This is a genomic window from Enterococcus sp. DIV1059_2 (assembly GCF_051713685.1).
In the GTDB taxonomy this organism is placed as follows: domain Bacteria; phylum Bacillota; class Bacilli; order Lactobacillales; family Enterococcaceae; genus Enterococcus_D; species Enterococcus_D casseliflavus.
In genome coordinates this window covers 2,561,818-2,577,362 of the sequence record NZ_JBIOQK010000001.1, presented here as the reverse complement: position 1 = coordinate 2,577,362, position 15,545 = coordinate 2,561,818, and the positions used below count along the sequence as shown (strand labels likewise).

The following is a 15,545-nucleotide window of genomic DNA, read 5'->3' as shown; positions in this document are numbered from 1 at the left end:
AAAAAGCAGCCCTTTAACCGGGGCTGCTTTTTTCAGTCTCTATTTTGTTTTAGGAACAGCGGTTTTGCGCTGTAAGAACCGCGACTTAGGTCTTAAGTAGGTAAAGCCTTCACCTTCGACTTCATGGACATTAATGACAGAAACAAACGCTTGCGGATCAAAGTCATGAACGATGCGCTTGACTTCAGAAATCTCCCGCCCGCTGACCACCATATAAATGATTTGTTTCGACACTCTTGAGTAAGCCCCTTCGCCCTGTAAAAACGTGACGCCTCGTTCTAATTCATCCATTAAAACAGGAGCCATCTCTTCGCTGTGATTGCTGATCACTAAGATCCCTTTGGCTGAATAGCCGCCATCTAGGATCGAATCGATCACGCGCGTGAAGACATAAGAAAAAATCAAGGTATACATCATGCGGTTCAAATCTATATAAGTCAAAGAAAGCAACAGGACGAACACATCAAAGATCAAAAGCGAACGACCGATCGTCACCCCAAAGTTTTTCTCTAAAATACGTGCCAATACATCGACTCCGCCAGTCGTTCCCCCGACCTTGTAGACGATCCCACTACCGATCCCTGCAATCAAACCAGCCAAGAGCGCAACGATCAGCAGATCGTGCTGCAGATCGATCAACAGGGGAACACTCTGCCAAAATGCCAACCAAAAAGACAAACCAAAAGTTCCTAAAATCGTATACACTAATGAGCGTCGACCAAGAATTTTGCCACCGATCAAAATGATCGGAATATTTAAGATCAGTGTACTGATGGCAGGATTGATTCCCCATAAGGCTCGCAGGATCAAGGTGATCCCCGTCACACCGCCTTCTGCTAAGTCATTTGGGATATTTAGATAGACTAGACCGAAGCCATAGATACTTGTACCAAAAATAATCAAAACAATATCGCGAATCGTTCGCCATGAAAAAAATGCCCGCATCCTGTTTCCTCCGTTATTCAACTTCCACAAGTATCAATGTAGCACGAAATCATTGAATGCACAACAAATCCTGAAGGGGGCTCTATCTAGGCAGTCAGCCATTCTTTTGGTAAGATAAACGAGAAAGGGTGGAGAAAATGACAGAAAAACGTTCTTTGGCATCGATGCAAGAAGAAGTCGATGCGTATATTCAGCAATTCAAAACTGGCTATTTCAGCCCCCTCGCCCAAATGGCTCGTTTGACCGAAGAAGTCGGCGAATTGGCGCGAGAAGTGAATCACTATTACGGGGAAAAAAATAAAAAAAGCGATGAAGTTGAAAAAACAGTGGCAGAAGAGCTCGGTGATGTACTCTTTGTGACGATGATCATGGCCAATTCACTAGACATCGACCTGACTGAAGTGTTTGAGGAAAATATGGCAAAATTCAATCAGCGGGATGCGTATCGTTTTGAAAGAAAAGATGGGAAAGTAAATGAAACTGACTAAACTACCAAAAGAATTTGCAGAAGCTGCACCGCTTTTAAAAAAAATCGAAGCCGCAGGCTATGAAGCATACTTTGTCGGCGGCAGCGTGCGAGACACGATCTTAGGCCAGCCGATTCATGATGTCGATATTGCTACCAGTGCATTTCCAGCCGAAATCAAGGCGCTTTTTCCTCGAACCATTGACATTGGCATCGAGCATGGGACGGTGTTGGTTTTGTGGGAGCAGGCGCAGTATGAGATCACTACGTTTCGAACGGAAGCAGCCTATCAAGATTACCGCAGACCCGACAAAGTGGATTTTGTCCGTTCCCTGAAAGAAGATCTAAAACGGCGGGACTTTACCATCAATGCGTTGGCACTTCAAGAAGATGGTGTCATCATTGATCTTTTCGATGGTCTGGCAGATATCGATAATCAGATTTTACGAGCAGTGGGTCACCCCCAGGAACGTTTCCATGAGGACGCCCTACGAATGATGCGGGGGCTGCGTTTTGTCAGTCAATTGGGCTTTGTTTTAGAAACAGAAACATTGGCTGCTATCCATGCGAATCATGCCTTGTTGGGAAAAATCTCTGTTGAACGGATCATGATTGAATTCGTGAAATTGCTGTTAGGCAATCATCGGAACCAAGCACTACGGGCGCTAGTAGAAACCGAATGCTATATCTATTGCCCAGGCTTGCGGGAATACGGTGAGGCGTTACTGCGGATGGCAGACCTGCCAGCGATCCCATTAGAAAACGAAACGGCGGCCTGGGTTTTGCTCATTGACCAAATGGGTTTAGCGCCAGAGGCAGTCCGCAGCTTTTTAAAAGCTTGGAAATGTTCCAATGACTGCATCCGCCAAGTACACACGGCTTATCAAGCACTGCTCGCGCGTCGAAACGGCGAATGGAATGACCTAGTGTTGTATCAGTTCGGTCTAGAAGCAACCTGTTTAGCCGAAGGATTATTGCGTTATGACAATCAGCCCAACGATCCAGCAAAAATCAGTCAGCGCTATCAGCAGCTGCCGATCCATTCACTGAAGGAGTTGGCGATCAATGGACGTGATTTACTGCAAACGATCGATCGTTCTTCTGGTCCGTGGCTCAAAGAAGTCTTGACCGCTGCCGAAGCTGCAGTCATCACACGAAAAATCCCTAATGAAAAAGAAGCACTATTAGCGTTTGTCCAAGCGTATTTAGCAAAGGAGGGATAACTGAAGAATGGAAAGCAAAAAAGAATTTATCGTGGGACAGCAAGACACTGCGGCTGTTTTGGGTTCTGGAGGATTAGACGTTTTAGCAACCCCGCGATTGGTAGCAATGGTGGAAAACACCTGTTGGAAAGCCCTTGAGCCTACTTTAGATAAAGGGTTTACTACCGTCGGTACAAAGTTTTCGATCAATCATTTGAAGCCTTCACCAGTTGGAGCGACAATCACAGTTCTTGTGCAGTGGGAAAAAGAACAGGGGCTCCAATTTCATTATCAGGTAATAGACGCGAAACAACAGATCATTGCCAATGGGACGCATCAACGAGCAGCAGTGGAAATCTCTCGGTTCATGAAAAAAGTCAACGAAAAACAAAGTTAATTTGTGTGCCGATGGCGACTATGTGTTAGAATTAAAGTGTATTACTAATAAAAAGGAGCGTTTTGTCATGGCTAGAGAAATGAAAGCTTTAAAATTTTATTTCCGTAATGGAGAAACATGGACGATTGAGCGCCGTTACATCGGTGACTTGTGGATCAAACAAATCACGACCAGTTTTGGCCGCATCCACGGAAGCGAATTTGTTGAGATTCATCCATGTGCTGGGTTCAAAATTGAAATCTTCCAAGAAGGCGATCATGTGGCAACGCATGACATCAACTTAGGTGGGCTTGAATTAGGGATGTTTGCCCGTGCGTTGAAATATGAAGATATCGAACGGATGGAAATTCTTTACCGTAACGGTACACCGGATCTTGTGTATTTCCCATATAAGGACAAAGATACGGAAGGATTGGATAACGTATACCAATCAACAAAAATCAGTGAGAAAACGAAGAGCCTTTATATCGTGATCGACCCGAACCAGACAGTCGATGATGTTTATAAAGAACATTTCGAAGAATAAGAAAAACGCAGAACCAGCTGGTTCTGCGTTTTTTTTTAGAATGATTCTTGGAACATATCCGTATACTTTTTTAATAAAAGATAATCTTCGGCATATTCATCTTTTAAAACGATCGTATCGCCAAAGAAACTCTTACGCGCATGTTGGATGATACGATGCTGAATATCTTTTTCTAAAAGGTAATCGATCTCAGACTGTTTCAGGTTTTGTGCAGCAGTCGCCCGATTCTTTTCTAAATATTGCAGCAAATCGTACTCAAGGTGTCCCGCACCGTTGATGACTCGTTTGTATTCGATTTTGTCAATTTTCATCTGCTCACACTCCTTGCTATTAAAGTACCTTAGAAAAGAACAAAGGGGGAGGTGGGCGAATCGAAATTACATAAATCTTTAAAAAATGGACCGTTTGTTAATGTTATCTTAAGATTTGTCAGCAAAAAGGAAAGAAAAACGAATCAAGTGCCAGTATTTTTCGAACCATCAGCAAACGGTTCTTTTTCCTTTTGCTGATGGACGGGTCCTATATTAGCGATCCCATCTAGACCACCGGCATGTCCGCCGACTAATTTGCTGCGAGCAATGGCGCGAGCGCCTTCCATTCGGCTTGTGGCATGAACGATCGAAGTGAAGCCATATTTCTCACGAATCTTATCGATGATCAAATCTAATTTACGCTGGCGCAACTGCGCTTCTGCTTGCTCAAAAAGATCCAGCTGGACATTTTCTGTATAAACCAATTTTGAATAGGTAATACCAATGTGGCGAACGACTTGCCCCGTATAAAATTTTCGAAAGAGAAACAGGCAATGAGCCACAAGTTTGCGGGTATTGTCAGTTGGCGGGATCTTCATTTGTCGGGAAAAACCAGAGGCAGTTTCACCAAAGGCTACGCCGATGTAAACATTGATACAAGCGGTCTGACAATGATGACGGCGAATCCGAGCGGCAACTTGCTCCGCCATTTCCTTGATGACGATCTCGATTTCTTCTTGTAAATAATAATTGCGATGTAAGACTTGACTATTGCCGTAGCTTTTTTCCATCACTTGTGGTGTCGGTTCAGATAAAATCGTACGATCAATGCCATGGGCGTGATGATAGAGCTGCTCGCCAATGATCCCCATGCGACTGCGTAAAAGATCAGGACTGGCGTGAGCCAGTTGCTCGATCGTTTCAATCCCCATCAAGTGAAGTCGCTTTTCTGTACGCCGTCCGATCCCCCAGAACTCTGTCATAGGGGCGATCTGCCAAACTTTTGTCGGTACATCGTCATAGGTCCATTCAGCGATCAAGGAACGATTGTGTTTGGATTCGTTATCTAAAGCCAGTTTTGCTAACAATGGATTGTCGCCAATGCCGATGGTGACATACAATTTCGTTGTTTCGTAAATGTCTTTTTGAATTTGCTGGGCAATCAACCAACGTTTTTCTTCGCGAGAGATCGTTTTATCGGGAATGAAAAGATCCAGTGTACGGGTCAGATCCATCATCGTTTCGTCGATCGAATAGAGCAGCAAGTCGTCTTGTCCAACATATTTGCGAAAGACATTATTGACTTTGGTATTTTCTTTGATATAAAAACTCATACGCGGCGATGCTTTGTACAAATCGGGATGTGTCGGCAGGTTGTCATTGCGAGTCACATTTGAAATCCCCAATACCGATTTTGCCTTTGGGGAAGCTGCTAAGACTAAGCCGTTACCAGTATTGTCAGAATGTGACATGACGACCAGCATCGCTTGGATAGGATCTAACCCGCGAGAGATGCATTCGACAGAAGCATAAAAACTTTTGACATCGATAAATAAGATATCGCGTTTTGGCTCGAGCGCATAATTAAAACCACCCATTTTTATCACTCCTTACCGAGATTATACGAACGTTTGTTCTTTTTTGTCAAGCGAACAGGAGTGGATGAGGGGGATTTGTTTTTTTATAGAGAGATTATTTTTGTTTTATAATGATGGGAAACATTGGTTTATAAGGAATACATTCATTTCATATTATCAGAATTCGATTGGACATAAATACGGGGTTTTGTCTTTTTACCCGAAAAACGGATAAAAAAACAGCCGCTCCATTGGACCGACTGTCGTAGCTTAAATCAATTTTCGGCAGGTAGGGTTGCAAACAAACTTAAGAGATTGCCGTCTATATCTTTGACAATGGCATAGCGTTGCCCCCAAAAGGCAGACCAAGGTTCTTTGAAAGATTGATACCCGGCAGCAACGACTTTTGCATGAAGGGCATCAACTTCTTCAGGAGAATCACATAAAAAGGCTAATTCAATCGTATCACCCACAGTCATTGGTGCATGTCCGTAGATCCCAGCAACCATCTGGCGGCTATTCAAGGAGATGCGAACCCCGTCGTTTGCTAATTCCATATAATCTTCTGAGTGCTGACCTAATGGCGTGAAGCCAAGTACTTGATAAAAAGCCAGTGCCTGTTCCATGTTTTTTGTGATAATACCGACCATATCTAGTTTCATTGTTTTCTTCCTTTCATGTGGGCGTTCTTTACATAACAGTCAATGCAGTTGCTAGCAATGAAGATCACCTCGTTTTTGTCAGACGGTAATGGTGCAACCGTTCAGCCAACGTACCAGTATGCAATTCAAATAAATGGTTGTCATCGTCATAAAAATAAATAGAAGCACCTTCGCCTTTGATGCGGGAACGATCTTTTTCGATCTTCAATCCTAGTCCTTGGATGCGCGTAATCAAGGAATCGATTTGAGCTTGATCGATTTTAAAGGCAATATGGTTATACGTTTTTGGCAGCTTCTGGGAGGCATCCTCCATAACAGCAAGCCATAAGCCATCGATCAAAAAGAATTTTTCTGGGAAGTAAGAATGGGCCTGGTCCTGACTATCATAAACTTCCTCTGCATCAAACAATGTTTCCAGCATCGTTGTCGTCTTTGCTAAATTCTGTACGATCAACGTGATATGGGAAATCTCCATCGCATCAACACTCCTTTGTTATGACGAAATAGGGGAAAGAGAAACAATCAGTATCAAAAGAAGCATTATGTTAGTGATTGTGAAATACCAAGAGGAAGAGCAGAACATAAAACAGTGCATCTGTTGCGCAAGGAATAAGTTTCTTCGTGTATTTTGTCCAAAAGAAGACATTTATTAAGAAGAGGACAATCACCGTCGGTAGACTAAAGGTCCAAGCAGGGTGTTTGATGAAAATGAAAAGCATATTTCCAATAAGTGCAAAAAGAAAAGCGCCATAAAACAGACGATAGTTACTAGGTAGATACGCAAAATTGCCAAGCATGGGTTCACCTCCTATAGGCAGTATAGCATGAAAGAGCTGACTGGCACTCAAAGTATATTGAAAGGGCAGCTGGTTGTATCAATTGTATCCATACTGAAATTTTCCATCTCGCTTCTCCTCTGGGAGTCACTCCGTATAGGGGGTGGTCGCTTTATTTGGCCGACAAAAATTCCTTCAAATTAATCTGGTTACCATATTTTTTCGAAGCTTCTTTATCTTTTTCTAATATTACGGAGGTTAAATCGATGTTAGCAACACTAGCAATAGCAATTGTGTAATGTAAAACATCAGCAAGCTCTTTCTCAAGAGATGTATCCACTCCGTTTTTTCTTCCATTTGCTTGATTGAGAGCCTCAGCTACTTCTCCAATTTCTTCGACGAGTTTCATGAATAAACTTTCAGGTGTTCCTTTATCATTGTATTTATTTGACAGGTAATCTTGAATATCTTTGATTGATAAACTTTCCATTAAGCTCCTCCTCATTGAACTGAAATTTTTTATTATCACTTATTAAAATCTTAGAAGTAGTATATTACTAGACAAAGTTTATAGCAACAGCTAATTGTAGTGAAAGAATTCGAAAAAAACATTGAAGAACAGATTTGGATCAAATACCAGTAAAATAGATCTGAAATTTTAGAGTATGTAGGTTTTAACCTCGTATAGGAGTGAATAAAATGAATGCAATTCAAAGCGGGGGCTATAAAAATAAGATGTCTTTGATTTTTGAGTTGTGCTTTTATCGCTATTGCAACGTGGTTTACTTTACTTATGAGAGAAATTATCCAGTGGAAGAAGTTTTGTTAGGTAAAGATACTATTTATAACTTATTGACAGTTAATACAATTTTTACAGGGTTCTTGTATAGTATGCTTGGTAATATGGTTGAGTTTTCTGCCAGAGAAGATATTCAAGAATTAGACGCAGCTGATTACATAGACTCTTGTTTTAGTCCTATGTACTTTGGTTTATTTTTCTTTCTTATTTCAATCTTTATAGAATTGCTTCTAGTGTTTTTTGATATAAAATGGCAATTGAATTTTTTTAATTATTTGCATCAGGCAGTTTATTAGGTTTATTTTTCTTTGCTAGAAGTACTTTGAAAATGCGTAAGAAAATTTGATTATTTTTTATTGATAAAGTGTCGAATCTATGTAGATGATGTAGAAATGACACAACTACTGTCAATATTGATAAAATCATATCTAAAAAGCCCTACCCTTAATTGGATAGGGCTTTTTTGCGTTTTTTTTACATGATGAAGGGGCAACTTACAGTTTACACTATAGGTGCTACTAGGATGTAAACAATATGTTGCTATTGTTTTTGAGGGAGATATGCGATAGTTATTGTATAAATAAATTAAATTGGCACATTATGAATAGAGGTGATATTTATGAAAAAAATACTGTTATTTTTATTGGCCATTTTGGTTATGGGATCTTGTGTGACTTATGCATACCAGATTCCGTATAAAAAATATGTTGCTGAAAAAGAATTATATCGATTACTTGAAAATGAACATGGCTTAAAGCCAGACGAAATCCATATTATTCAGGTAATTAAAGATATAAAAAGTGTGCGGGGAGGTGTAGATATTAGATTTACCATAAGAAATAGTCCTGTGACGTATAGCTATGATTATTCGGTTACAAAAGAGGATTGGATTCGTGGGTATGTAGAAAGGGGCTATTACCATAGTACTGACCAAATATTTTTAGAAGAGGAATGATTATGAAAAAAATCATTTGGATTTTGGGCTTTATCGGAATTCTTACTGTCGTAGTATTTAATGGTGAAAAAGTAATCGCAGATGAGATGAAAGACTTTTTGAGTAAATATGCCTTGACCGGAGAAGACCTAGATAAGTTTGAGGAAAACGAGTTAAGACAGAACCAACAGCGATCATCAAAAAGTTTTGATTTAGAGACGTTACGAGATCAATATGAACAGTACCGAGAATTAGGAATTTTCGACGAAGAAGTAACGTTTGAGATATATGTCCAATTAGCTACCACGCCTCCACCGACAGATACGGTTGCACCAGAATTCCGAAGTGTCGCTGGAAACCCACAGGCGGGTGATATTTTAATTACGAACGGAACCTCTCTAGGAGGATTGACTGGCCATGCAGGAATTTTTTTAGGTACATTAGGTAATGGCGGGATTTTATCTATCCAAGGTCCGGGATATAAACCGGAAGTAATTGGGATTTTTGAATGGATGAGACGTTACAGCGGAACAAATAGATGGACTAAGTTGTATCGTCCGACCTCACAATACCGACCAACAGATGCGGCTCGATGGGCTAAGAATAACTATGAATTCAAAAACTATAGTTACGGAATCAATATGAAGATCTTTGAAAAGGATCCTACATATTGTTCAAAGATTGTCTGGCAGGCATATTGGTACTCATCCGCGGCTGCTCAAGTGGGCGGAATGTATCAACCTTTGATCGCATCACCATACGATTTACCTAATTATTTCGACAAACGACCAACGCATGTCGCTACATGGCAATAATATAGTCGATCGCAATATGACAATTCAAAAGCCCTGTCCTAAACTCGATAGGGCATTTTGCGTTCTGCGATCAACTTCTCTAATTCCTGCAATTCTTCAAGAGATGCGTTTTTGATGTATCCCTTAGCTACAGGGCGATTGCGGACGTGCTTCATTTGTTCTTTATTCTTTTCTTGCCATCTTCTCGATGCTTTAAGTTGAGCATCAGATGTTTTCTTTTCAATCAACACTCGCTCTCCTTCCTAAAAAAGTTGAATAAGTTTCATTACGATAGAGATGGCGATTAAAACCACAAGTATCACCAAGGCGGAATTTAGAATTTTCCTTCTTTTCATATTCTTCGACATTAGATTCATTCCTTTCATTTGCATCAAGATAAAGAGTAGTGACGATTGATGATGAACTGCAAAAAAAGTAGCACTAGTTTCAAAAGTCATGGTTGCTGTTTACGTCTGACGAGCTGGATCGGAGCAGTGGAAACTGTTGCTCTTCGGCAGTAATCTAAGTCAATTACTGCAAAATTAACCCCTCGCCCATGAAAAAGTAGGCGAGGGGTGTTTATGTTCGAATGGTAATCTTAAATCTACGGTGAAAGTATTGATTCAAAAAAGAAGTTCGCAAACGCCTTGGTTATCAGCGTTTGCGAACTTCTTAAATAGCATTATTTTGTTTCGCGGTGTAAAGTAACTTTTCTTTCGCGTGGGCAATATTTTTTCTTTTCCAAACGATCAGGATTGTTACGTTTGTTTTTGTTTGATAAGTAGTTGCGTTCTTTACAAGAAGTGCACTCTAATGTGATGTTTACGCGCATGATTTTCCCCCCTAACGATACAAGAATCCTCTAAGAAATCTCTCAGACTAAAATATAATAGCATGTTTCGTGAGGGAATGCTAGCTTTTTCCTGAAATTTGTTAAGTAGTTTTACTTGACGAATTTCTTGAAACGCATTAGTCCAATTTGCTCTGGATATCTTCGATCATTTTGGTGTAGGCGATCGGACCGTTGTAGAGCCAGCTTGATTCAGGGCCGAATTCCCATAAATGATTGTTTTTGACTGCATCAAGATTTTGCCAGACTTGTTCACTGAAAAAATCAGCGCCTTTATCACTATTCACTAAAATCAGGTAATCGGCATCCAATTCTGCTAATTTTTCCAGAGAAACGGCAGACCAATCAGCAGTGGCACTTTCACTGATTTCCGAAACCAGTGCGGGAACTTCAAACCCGAGTTCGTGATACAGCAGCTGACCGCTTGATTTTGTTTCTGAAACCATGAAGACAGAGTTATTGACCACCCATAAAACAGCGATCGACTTGCCTTGGATTTGATCAGCGTACGTTTCCTTGGTAGCAGCGACTAAGTCATCATAATCAGCTTCTACTTGGGCAGCTTGCTCTTCTTTGTGTAACACCTTTGCAATATCTGTCAGACGTTCCCGCCAGGTCACGTCTTCGCCATTTGTGACCACATAGGTCGGCGCGATTTTACTGTATTGATCATATTTGTCACCTTCCACCATGGAATTGCTATCCATCAGTAGCAGGTCTGGCTCAAAGCTCAAGACATCTTCAAAGGGCAGATCGTAGTTGATCCTTGGAACCTCCGCCAGTTTGTCTTGCAAGTATGCTTGATCACTGTCATTGCCGACGGTCCATTGAGCAACCGGTGTTACCTCTAAAGCGACCAAATAATCTTCCAAATAACTACCAATCACCCGCTGTGGGTTTTCGGGAACAGTGACTTCATTTCCCATCGCATCGGTAAAGGTTGTTGCTATTTCTGAAGAAGTAGTGGCTGATCCACTGCTATCCGTTGAGTCATTATTCGTGCTGCAAGCACCCAGTAGGGTAAGGGAGCAGGCAGCTAGCAGGGTAAGCCAAGTACTTCTTTTTGACCATTGTTTCATAGAAACACTTCCTCCTTTGTTACATGTTGAGCACTTATTGTTTTAATTGAGAATAGTTCTCATTTGCTGATAGCTATTATCACGAAGAAACGCGCCTTTGTCAATCTTATTTTTTTATTTCCTTTTTTTAGAACTATTGACGAATAGTAGGATTACATTCATAATTGATAAGCATTATCAATCATTTGTTTTGGGGACGAATATGGCGAAATTACGAACAGTTGACTTGAGTGTCGGCTATCAAAAACAAAAAATTGTGCAAAATCTAACAATTGAGATGCCAGAAGGGAAAATCATCGGCTTGATTGGTCCGAACGGCAGTGGGAAATCGACGTTTTTAAAGGCACTTGCCCGAATTTTACAGCCATTGTCTGGTGAGGTCCTCTTAGATGCACAAAACCTGCAAAACATCAAAACCAAAGAAGTAGCAAAAAAGATTGCGCTGCTCTCACAAGTTAGCGATTCATCGATTGGCTTGACGATTCGCGAAATTGTTTCTTATGGTCGTTTTCCCTATCAAAAAGGACTAAATAGTTTATCGGAACAAGATCTTGCGGCGATCGACTGGTCTTTGCAGGCAACGGGTTTGACAGCACTAGCAGATGAAACGATCAGCACGCTGTCAGGGGGACAAAAACAGCGCGTTTGGATCGCCATGGCACTTGCGCAAGATACGGATATCGTGATTTTAGATGAACCAACGACCTTTTTAGATCCAGCGCATCAATTAGAAATTTTGCTCTTATTACAGCAAATCAATAAAACCTACGGGAAAACGATCATTATGTCGATTCATGACCTGAATCATGCCTCACGTTTTTCTGATTATATTTATGCATTAAAAGGTGGAGAACTGTTGGTCTCTGGTACACCAGAAACAGTGCTGACCAAAGAGTGGCTACAGCGTTTGTTTGAGATCGACGCCATGTTAGGAACCTTTCCTAATAGCACAAAGCCATTGGTCTTGACCTATGAGTTAGGAGCCCAAGCATGAAAAAGTTTTCTTGGTTGCTGCTGCTTTTTAGCTGCTGCTTTATTATCTGTTTCTTTTTGGCGATCACCCAAGGCGCTGCAGACCTTTCCTTTGAAACGATCTGGGATGCTATCTTTGCTTTTGATTATGAGAATCAGCTGCATCAAGTCTTGCGCAATATTCGATTGCCCCGTGTGTTGGCTGCTTTTCTAGTAGGAAGTTGTTTTGCTGTTACGGGAGCTATCATGCAGGGAATTACGAAAAACGCTCTGGCAGATGGCGGTCTTTTAGGTGTCAACAGTGGGGCTGCGATGGGATTAGCGATCGCATTTATCCTATTTCCTAGTATTCAACCGAGTCAAGCGGCGCTATTTTCGTTTTTTGGTGCCTTTGCGGCAACTGCGCTGCTTTTTTTATTGACTCGCTATGCCAAATTGGGTATGTCACCTACAGGTTTGATTTTGGCTGGTGTGGCACTAAGTTCTTTTTTCTCAGCCATCAGTCAGACCCTGTCACTGCAATTTGATTTAAATCAAGAGCTAGCCTTTTGGTTTATCGGTGGTGCCGCAAATGTGACTTGGCAGCAACTGCGTTTTGTGGGCCCCATCTATCTGATTGCCATCGTTTTTGTGCTACGTCTAGGAAAAGCGTTGAATCTGTTAGCGCTAGGAGATGACACCGTGATTTCATTAGGCAAGCACCCGCATCTGATTCGGGCATCTGCCTTACTGTTAGTCGTAGTTTTGGCGGGAATGGCGGTTTCGCTTGTTGGACCGGTCAGTTTTGTCGGCTTAATGGTTCCTCATGTCGTGCGGGGAATGGTGGGCAAAAACTATCAACTGATTTTGCCTTTGACGATTCTTGGAGGAGGAACACTGGTGATGGCCGCTGATCTGGCTGGCCGCCTGATCAATCCGCCCTTTGAGACACCCTTTGGGATACTGATGGCATTGATTGGTGTGCCTTTTCTATTGATCAAGATACGGAGGGAAGGCTGATGAAAAAAACACTCTCTGTTTTTTTCCTACTGCTGATGGTCGCTTTTTTAGGAAGTGTCATGGTGGGAAAAACAATTTTATCCTTTCAGGCATTAGGGGCAATCTTTCAAGGAACGGCATCTTCGAGTCAAGTACTGACTTTTACTGAGTTTCGACTACCACGGGCTTGTCTAGCGCTGATCGCTGGTGGTGCCTTTGGTTTTTCTGGGTTTGTCTTGCAAGGAGTGACGAGAAATGAGTTGGCTGATGCAAGTATCGTAGGAATCAACAATGGGGCAGGGCTCTTTGTGATGATCTACTTGGGTTTTTATACCCAAGGATCGCAGCTTTTGCCTGTCGTTGGGATCATCGGTGGTTTATTAGCTGCTGTACTGGTCTATTTGATTGCCTATAAACACCGCCAATTGTTGTCGATGGAGCGAGTACTGCTGGCGGGAATCGCCGTCAATGCAGGGCTGGCGGCGGCTACCTTACTCTTTACGGTGGAATTATCAAAAGACCGCTATCGCTTTGTAACAGCGTGGCTTTCTGGTTCGATTTGGGGAACTTCTTGGCAGCAAATCACCAGTCTGCTTCCTTGGGTCATCGTATTGTCTGCCGCAGCTTTCTGGACCGTACCAAGGCTTAACTTACTTGGCTTTGGCGAGGAGCAGGCAATTAGCTTAGGGGTTTCTTTGACCCGTTTGCGGACGTGGTTTTTAGTGATCGCGGTTGGTTTGGCTGCCAGTACGGTTGGCTATACTGGTAATTTAGCCTTTGTGGGCTTATTGGCGCCTCATATCGCTAAGGGACTCATCGGCAGAGAATCTCGCAGTGCCTTTTTCTTAGCGGGAATGATCGGCAGTCTGCTAGTCTTAGTCAGTGATACGATCGGTCGTTTGCTATTGACAAGCGGCGAGATCCCAGCTGGTATCATCATTTCTATCGTAGGGGCACCATACTTTGTCTTTTTGCTGATCCGACGTAAAGAAGGATGAGCAACTAGTCATGATCTTGTCAAGAAATCTGCGATTCTAGTTTGCTATTTGGACACAGTTTTTGGTACTATTTCTGAGAGGAGTGATCCAATGGAAAAACCAGTCATTAGAGAGCACATGATCCAAACATTAAAACAAATGCCAATCAAACAAAAGCAGCAGAAAGAAACGGTGATTTTGCAGTTGCTGTTTTCTTCTCAGATTTGGCAAACAGCTGAGTCAGTAGGTGTGATCCGTTCGTTGCCATTTGAATTTGACACAGCGGCTATTTTTGCTAAAGGATTTGAACAAAACAAACGAATCGCAGTGCCGAAAGCACAACAGAAAAAATTGCAGTTTTATCATGTGGAGCCGACAACGCGTTATGAAGCGTCGGCATTTGGGGTTGAAGAGCCGATCAGTGAGCAAGAAGCCCATCACTTGGATTTGCTGATTGTTCCCGGTTTGGCGTTTTCTAAAAACGGCTATCGCATCGGCTTTGGCGGCGGCTATTATGATCGTTTCTTGTCAGCTTTCGATGGCAAGACCGTTTCTTTGGTCTTCGGAGAGCAATTCAACGATCAATGGACACCAGATGTATTCGACATCCCAATCGATAAAATCTATACGGATTCTCTTATTCGCACGTAAAGGAGCACGTCAATGAATTCTCAAATGAAAAGATGGCTGAATCAGCCGGTCTTCACGTATCTGTTTTTAGCTATCCAAACAATTGTGTTTATCTTAGGTTATTTTAGTCCCTCTATTCAATCAGGCGGGGTGATGTTTGGTCCGTTTGTCGTTTATTTAAATGAATATTGGCGTTTCGTTACCCCGATCTTTCTACATTTCGGTTTGGCTCATTTTGCGATCAATTCTGTGATTCTGTATTATATGGGGCAGCAAGTAGAAGCCATCTATGGTCATAGCCGTTTTTTTGCCTTGTATTTGCTAAGCGGCATCATGGGCAATACCATGAGTTTTGCCTTCAACCAAATAGGGGTTCAATCAGCAGGCGCTAGTACTTCTTTATTCGGACTTTTCGGGGCATTTTTGATTTTAGGTTGGCATTTTAGAAATGATTACCGCATCCAAGCAATGGTACGGCAATTTGCCCTATTCGTTGGATTGAACCTGGTTTTTGGGGTGTTTGATCAAACGATCGATATGTGGGGACACATTGGGGGGATCCTCGGTGGGTTATTGTTAGGGAATCTTTTGGCATTGCCAAAGAACTATGGAAAATATTCGATCCACACCAGAATCCTCTCTGGCGTACTCTTTGTTTTCTTATTGGCTATTTTTGTGATATATGGTTTTAAAAAATATTAATTACTTGTATAATAAGCAGGAAGTGGTT

General features: G+C 41.8%; 22 protein-coding genes. 12 read left to right on the top strand and 10 right to left on the bottom strand.

From position 1 onward, the window contains the following. Nucleotides 1–39: 39 nt before the first annotated feature. The gene (locus IGI72_RS11935; RefSeq protein ID WP_128432492.1) at nt 40–945 is read right to left on the bottom strand and encodes a YitT family protein; all 906 of its coding nucleotides are present in this window, start codon (nt 943–945) and stop codon (nt 40–42) included. A gap of 137 nt (nt 946–1,082) precedes the next feature. Here IGI72_RS11935 and IGI72_RS11930 point away from each other — a divergent pair, with 137 nt between their 5' ends. The 4 genes from IGI72_RS11930 (at nt 1,083) to IGI72_RS11915 (ending at nt 3,536) form a co-directional block, all read left to right on the top strand. Next, nucleotides 1,083–1,433 carry a nucleotide pyrophosphohydrolase gene (locus IGI72_RS11930; protein WP_005231912.1) on the top strand — a complete coding sequence of 117 codons (351 nt, stop codon included), beginning with the start codon at nt 1,083–1,085 and terminating at the stop codon, nt 1,431–1,433. Continuing rightward, nucleotides 1,420–2,634, top strand: a complete 1,215-nt coding sequence (locus tag IGI72_RS11925) for a CCA tRNA nucleotidyltransferase (protein ID WP_005229364.1) — start codon at nt 1,420–1,422, stop codon at nt 2,632–2,634. The genes IGI72_RS11930 and IGI72_RS11925 overlap by 14 nt, the downstream gene beginning before the upstream one ends. Before the next feature lie 7 nt (nt 2,635–2,641). Next, entirely contained in the window at nt 2,642–3,010 is a 369-nt protein-coding gene (locus tag IGI72_RS11920; protein ID WP_438754314.1) for a thioesterase family protein, read from the top strand. A gap of 67 nt (nt 3,011–3,077) precedes the next feature. Next, entirely contained in the window at nt 3,078–3,536 is a 459-nt protein-coding gene (locus IGI72_RS11915) for a hypothetical protein (RefSeq protein WP_005229368.1), read from the top strand. 35 nt (nt 3,537–3,571) lie between these two features. Here IGI72_RS11915 and IGI72_RS11910 read toward each other — a convergent pair whose 3' ends face one another. The 6 genes from IGI72_RS11910 to IGI72_RS11885 form a co-directional block, all read right to left on the bottom strand. After that, nucleotides 3,572–3,847 (bottom strand): hypothetical protein, encoded by a 276-nt coding sequence (locus IGI72_RS11910; RefSeq protein WP_005229370.1) that lies wholly within the window; start codon nt 3,845–3,847, stop codon nt 3,572–3,574. 143 nt (nt 3,848–3,990) lie between these two features. Then, on the bottom strand, nt 3,991–5,385 hold the full coding sequence (locus tag IGI72_RS11905; RefSeq protein WP_015510066.1) for a Y-family DNA polymerase: 1,395 nt from the start codon (nt 5,383–5,385) through the stop codon (nt 3,991–3,993). 254 nt (nt 5,386–5,639) lie between these two features. Beyond that, entirely contained in the window at nt 5,640–6,026 is a 387-nt protein-coding gene (locus IGI72_RS11900) for a VOC family protein (RefSeq protein ID WP_086338038.1), read from the bottom strand. Nucleotides 6,027–6,090: 64 nt separating this feature from the next. Then, on the bottom strand, nt 6,091–6,501 hold the full coding sequence (gene fosX, locus IGI72_RS11895) for a FosX/FosE/FosI family fosfomycin resistance hydrolase (protein ID WP_438754312.1): 411 nt from the start codon (nt 6,499–6,501) through the stop codon (nt 6,091–6,093). A 70-nt stretch (nt 6,502–6,571) separates the two neighbouring features. Further along, complete coding sequence (locus IGI72_RS11890; RefSeq protein ID WP_005229381.1) at nt 6,572–6,823, bottom strand: hypothetical protein; 252 nt, start codon at nt 6,821–6,823, stop codon at nt 6,572–6,574. A gap of 151 nt (nt 6,824–6,974) precedes the next feature. Further along, nucleotides 6,975–7,292 (bottom strand): MazG nucleotide pyrophosphohydrolase domain-containing protein, encoded by a 318-nt coding sequence (locus IGI72_RS11885; protein ID WP_213335545.1) that lies wholly within the window; start codon nt 7,290–7,292, stop codon nt 6,975–6,977. A gap of 209 nt (nt 7,293–7,501) precedes the next feature. On the opposite strand from IGI72_RS11885, the gene IGI72_RS11880 reads away from it, so the two are divergent. From IGI72_RS11880 to IGI72_RS11870, 3 genes are all read left to right on the top strand, one after another. Continuing rightward, on the top strand, nt 7,502–7,897 hold the full coding sequence (locus tag IGI72_RS11880; RefSeq protein WP_016610715.1) for a hypothetical protein: 396 nt from the start codon (nt 7,502–7,504) through the stop codon (nt 7,895–7,897). Between the two features lie 323 nt (nt 7,898–8,220). Beyond that, the gene (locus IGI72_RS11875) at nt 8,221–8,556 is read left to right on the top strand and encodes a DUF3139 domain-containing protein (RefSeq protein WP_438754310.1); all 336 of its coding nucleotides are present in this window, start codon (nt 8,221–8,223) and stop codon (nt 8,554–8,556) included. Between the two features lie 2 nt (nt 8,557–8,558). Next, nucleotides 8,559–9,350, top strand: coding sequence for a hypothetical protein (locus IGI72_RS11870; protein WP_413157833.1), 792 nt, complete (start codon nt 8,559–8,561; stop codon nt 9,348–9,350). Nucleotides 9,351–9,388: 38 nt separating this feature from the next. Here the strand turns inward: IGI72_RS11870 and IGI72_RS11865 are convergent, their stop codons facing one another. The 3 genes from IGI72_RS11865 to IGI72_RS11855 all read right to left on the bottom strand — a co-directional run bounded on the left by IGI72_RS11865 (nt 9,389) and on the right by IGI72_RS11855 (nt 11,258). Continuing rightward, the gene (locus IGI72_RS11865) at nt 9,389–9,580 is read right to left on the bottom strand and encodes a hypothetical protein (RefSeq protein ID WP_413157832.1); all 192 of its coding nucleotides are present in this window, start codon (nt 9,578–9,580) and stop codon (nt 9,389–9,391) included. A gap of 431 nt (nt 9,581–10,011) precedes the next feature. After that, nucleotides 10,012–10,161 (bottom strand): 50S ribosomal protein L33, encoded by a 150-nt coding sequence (rpmG, locus tag IGI72_RS11860; RefSeq protein WP_005229384.1) that lies wholly within the window; start codon nt 10,159–10,161, stop codon nt 10,012–10,014. Nucleotides 10,162–10,298: 137 nt separating this feature from the next. Continuing rightward, nucleotides 10,299–11,258: an ABC transporter substrate-binding protein gene (locus tag IGI72_RS11855; RefSeq protein ID WP_395997763.1), complete on the bottom strand. Its 960-nt coding sequence runs from the start codon at nt 11,256–11,258 to the stop codon at nt 10,299–10,301. 202 nt (nt 11,259–11,460) lie between these two features. Here IGI72_RS11855 and IGI72_RS11850 point away from each other — a divergent pair, with 202 nt between their 5' ends. The 5 genes from IGI72_RS11850 (at nt 11,461) to IGI72_RS11830 (ending at nt 15,517) form a co-directional block, all read left to right on the top strand. Continuing rightward, complete coding sequence (locus tag IGI72_RS11850) at nt 11,461–12,252, top strand: ABC transporter ATP-binding protein (RefSeq protein ID WP_015510060.1); 792 nt, start codon at nt 11,461–11,463, stop codon at nt 12,250–12,252. Then, entirely contained in the window at nt 12,249–13,229 is a 981-nt protein-coding gene (locus tag IGI72_RS11845; protein WP_142968316.1) for a FecCD family ABC transporter permease, read from the top strand. The genes IGI72_RS11850 and IGI72_RS11845 overlap by 4 nt, the downstream gene beginning before the upstream one ends. Beyond that, complete coding sequence (locus IGI72_RS11840) at nt 13,229–14,206, top strand: FecCD family ABC transporter permease (RefSeq protein ID WP_087627760.1); 978 nt, start codon at nt 13,229–13,231, stop codon at nt 14,204–14,206. Before IGI72_RS11845 ends, IGI72_RS11840 begins: the two co-directional genes overlap by 1 nt. Before the next feature lie 90 nt (nt 14,207–14,296). Further along, on the top strand, nt 14,297–14,836 hold the full coding sequence (locus IGI72_RS11835; RefSeq protein WP_005229392.1) for a 5-formyltetrahydrofolate cyclo-ligase: 540 nt from the start codon (nt 14,297–14,299) through the stop codon (nt 14,834–14,836). Between the two features lie 12 nt (nt 14,837–14,848). Further along, the gene (locus IGI72_RS11830) at nt 14,849–15,517 is read left to right on the top strand and encodes a rhomboid family intramembrane serine protease (protein WP_005229393.1); all 669 of its coding nucleotides are present in this window, start codon (nt 14,849–14,851) and stop codon (nt 15,515–15,517) included. The last annotated feature ends 28 nt before the right edge of the window (nt 15,518–15,545 follow it).

Excerpts from the sequence above, each read along its gene's own strand:
- IGI72_RS11850 (WP_015510060.1), top strand. The coding sequence starts at position 11,461 with ATGGCGAAATTACGAACAGTTGACTTGAGTGTCGGCTATCAAAAACAA.
- IGI72_RS11900 (WP_086338038.1), bottom strand. The coding sequence starts at position 6,026 with ATGAAACTAGATATGGTCGGTATTATCACAAAAAACATGGAACAGGCA.
- fosX (WP_438754312.1), bottom strand. The coding sequence starts at position 6,501 with ATGGAGATTTCCCATATCACGTTGATCGTACAGAATTTAGCAAAGACG.
- IGI72_RS11930 (WP_005231912.1), top strand. The coding sequence starts at position 1,083 with ATGACAGAAAAACGTTCTTTGGCATCGATGCAAGAAGAAGTCGATGCG.
- IGI72_RS11910 (WP_005229370.1), bottom strand. The coding sequence starts at position 3,847 with ATGAAAATTGACAAAATCGAATACAAACGAGTCATCAACGGTGCGGGA.
- IGI72_RS11855 (WP_395997763.1), bottom strand. The coding sequence starts at position 11,258 with ATGAAACAATGGTCAAAAAGAAGTACTTGGCTTACCCTGCTAGCTGCC.
- IGI72_RS11875 (WP_438754310.1), top strand. The coding sequence starts at position 8,221 with ATGAAAAAAATACTGTTATTTTTATTGGCCATTTTGGTTATGGGATCT.
- IGI72_RS11925 (WP_005229364.1), top strand. The coding sequence starts at position 1,420 with ATGAAACTGACTAAACTACCAAAAGAATTTGCAGAAGCTGCACCGCTT.
- IGI72_RS11830 (WP_005229393.1), top strand. The coding sequence starts at position 14,849 with ATGAATTCTCAAATGAAAAGATGGCTGAATCAGCCGGTCTTCACGTAT.
- IGI72_RS11920 (WP_438754314.1), top strand. The coding sequence starts at position 2,642 with ATGGAAAGCAAAAAAGAATTTATCGTGGGACAGCAAGACACTGCGGCT.
- IGI72_RS11890 (WP_005229381.1), bottom strand. The coding sequence starts at position 6,823 with ATGCTTGGCAATTTTGCGTATCTACCTAGTAACTATCGTCTGTTTTAT.
- IGI72_RS11835 (WP_005229392.1), top strand. The coding sequence starts at position 14,297 with ATGGAAAAACCAGTCATTAGAGAGCACATGATCCAAACATTAAAACAA.
- IGI72_RS11845 (WP_142968316.1), top strand. The coding sequence starts at position 12,249 with ATGAAAAAGTTTTCTTGGTTGCTGCTGCTTTTTAGCTGCTGCTTTATT.
- IGI72_RS11885 (WP_213335545.1), bottom strand. The coding sequence starts at position 7,292 with ATGGAAAGTTTATCAATCAAAGATATTCAAGATTACCTGTCAAATAAA.
- IGI72_RS11870 (WP_413157833.1), top strand. The coding sequence starts at position 8,559 with ATGAAAAAAATCATTTGGATTTTGGGCTTTATCGGAATTCTTACTGTC.
- rpmG (WP_005229384.1), bottom strand. The coding sequence starts at position 10,161 with ATGCGCGTAAACATCACATTAGAGTGCACTTCTTGTAAAGAACGCAAC.
- IGI72_RS11935 (WP_128432492.1), bottom strand. The coding sequence starts at position 945 with ATGCGGGCATTTTTTTCATGGCGAACGATTCGCGATATTGTTTTGATT.
- IGI72_RS11905 (WP_015510066.1), bottom strand. The coding sequence starts at position 5,385 with ATGGGTGGTTTTAATTATGCGCTCGAGCCAAAACGCGATATCTTATTT.
- IGI72_RS11880 (WP_016610715.1), top strand. The coding sequence starts at position 7,502 with ATGAATGCAATTCAAAGCGGGGGCTATAAAAATAAGATGTCTTTGATT.
- IGI72_RS11840 (WP_087627760.1), top strand. The coding sequence starts at position 13,229 with ATGAAAAAAACACTCTCTGTTTTTTTCCTACTGCTGATGGTCGCTTTT.
- IGI72_RS11915 (WP_005229368.1), top strand. The coding sequence starts at position 3,078 with ATGGCTAGAGAAATGAAAGCTTTAAAATTTTATTTCCGTAATGGAGAA.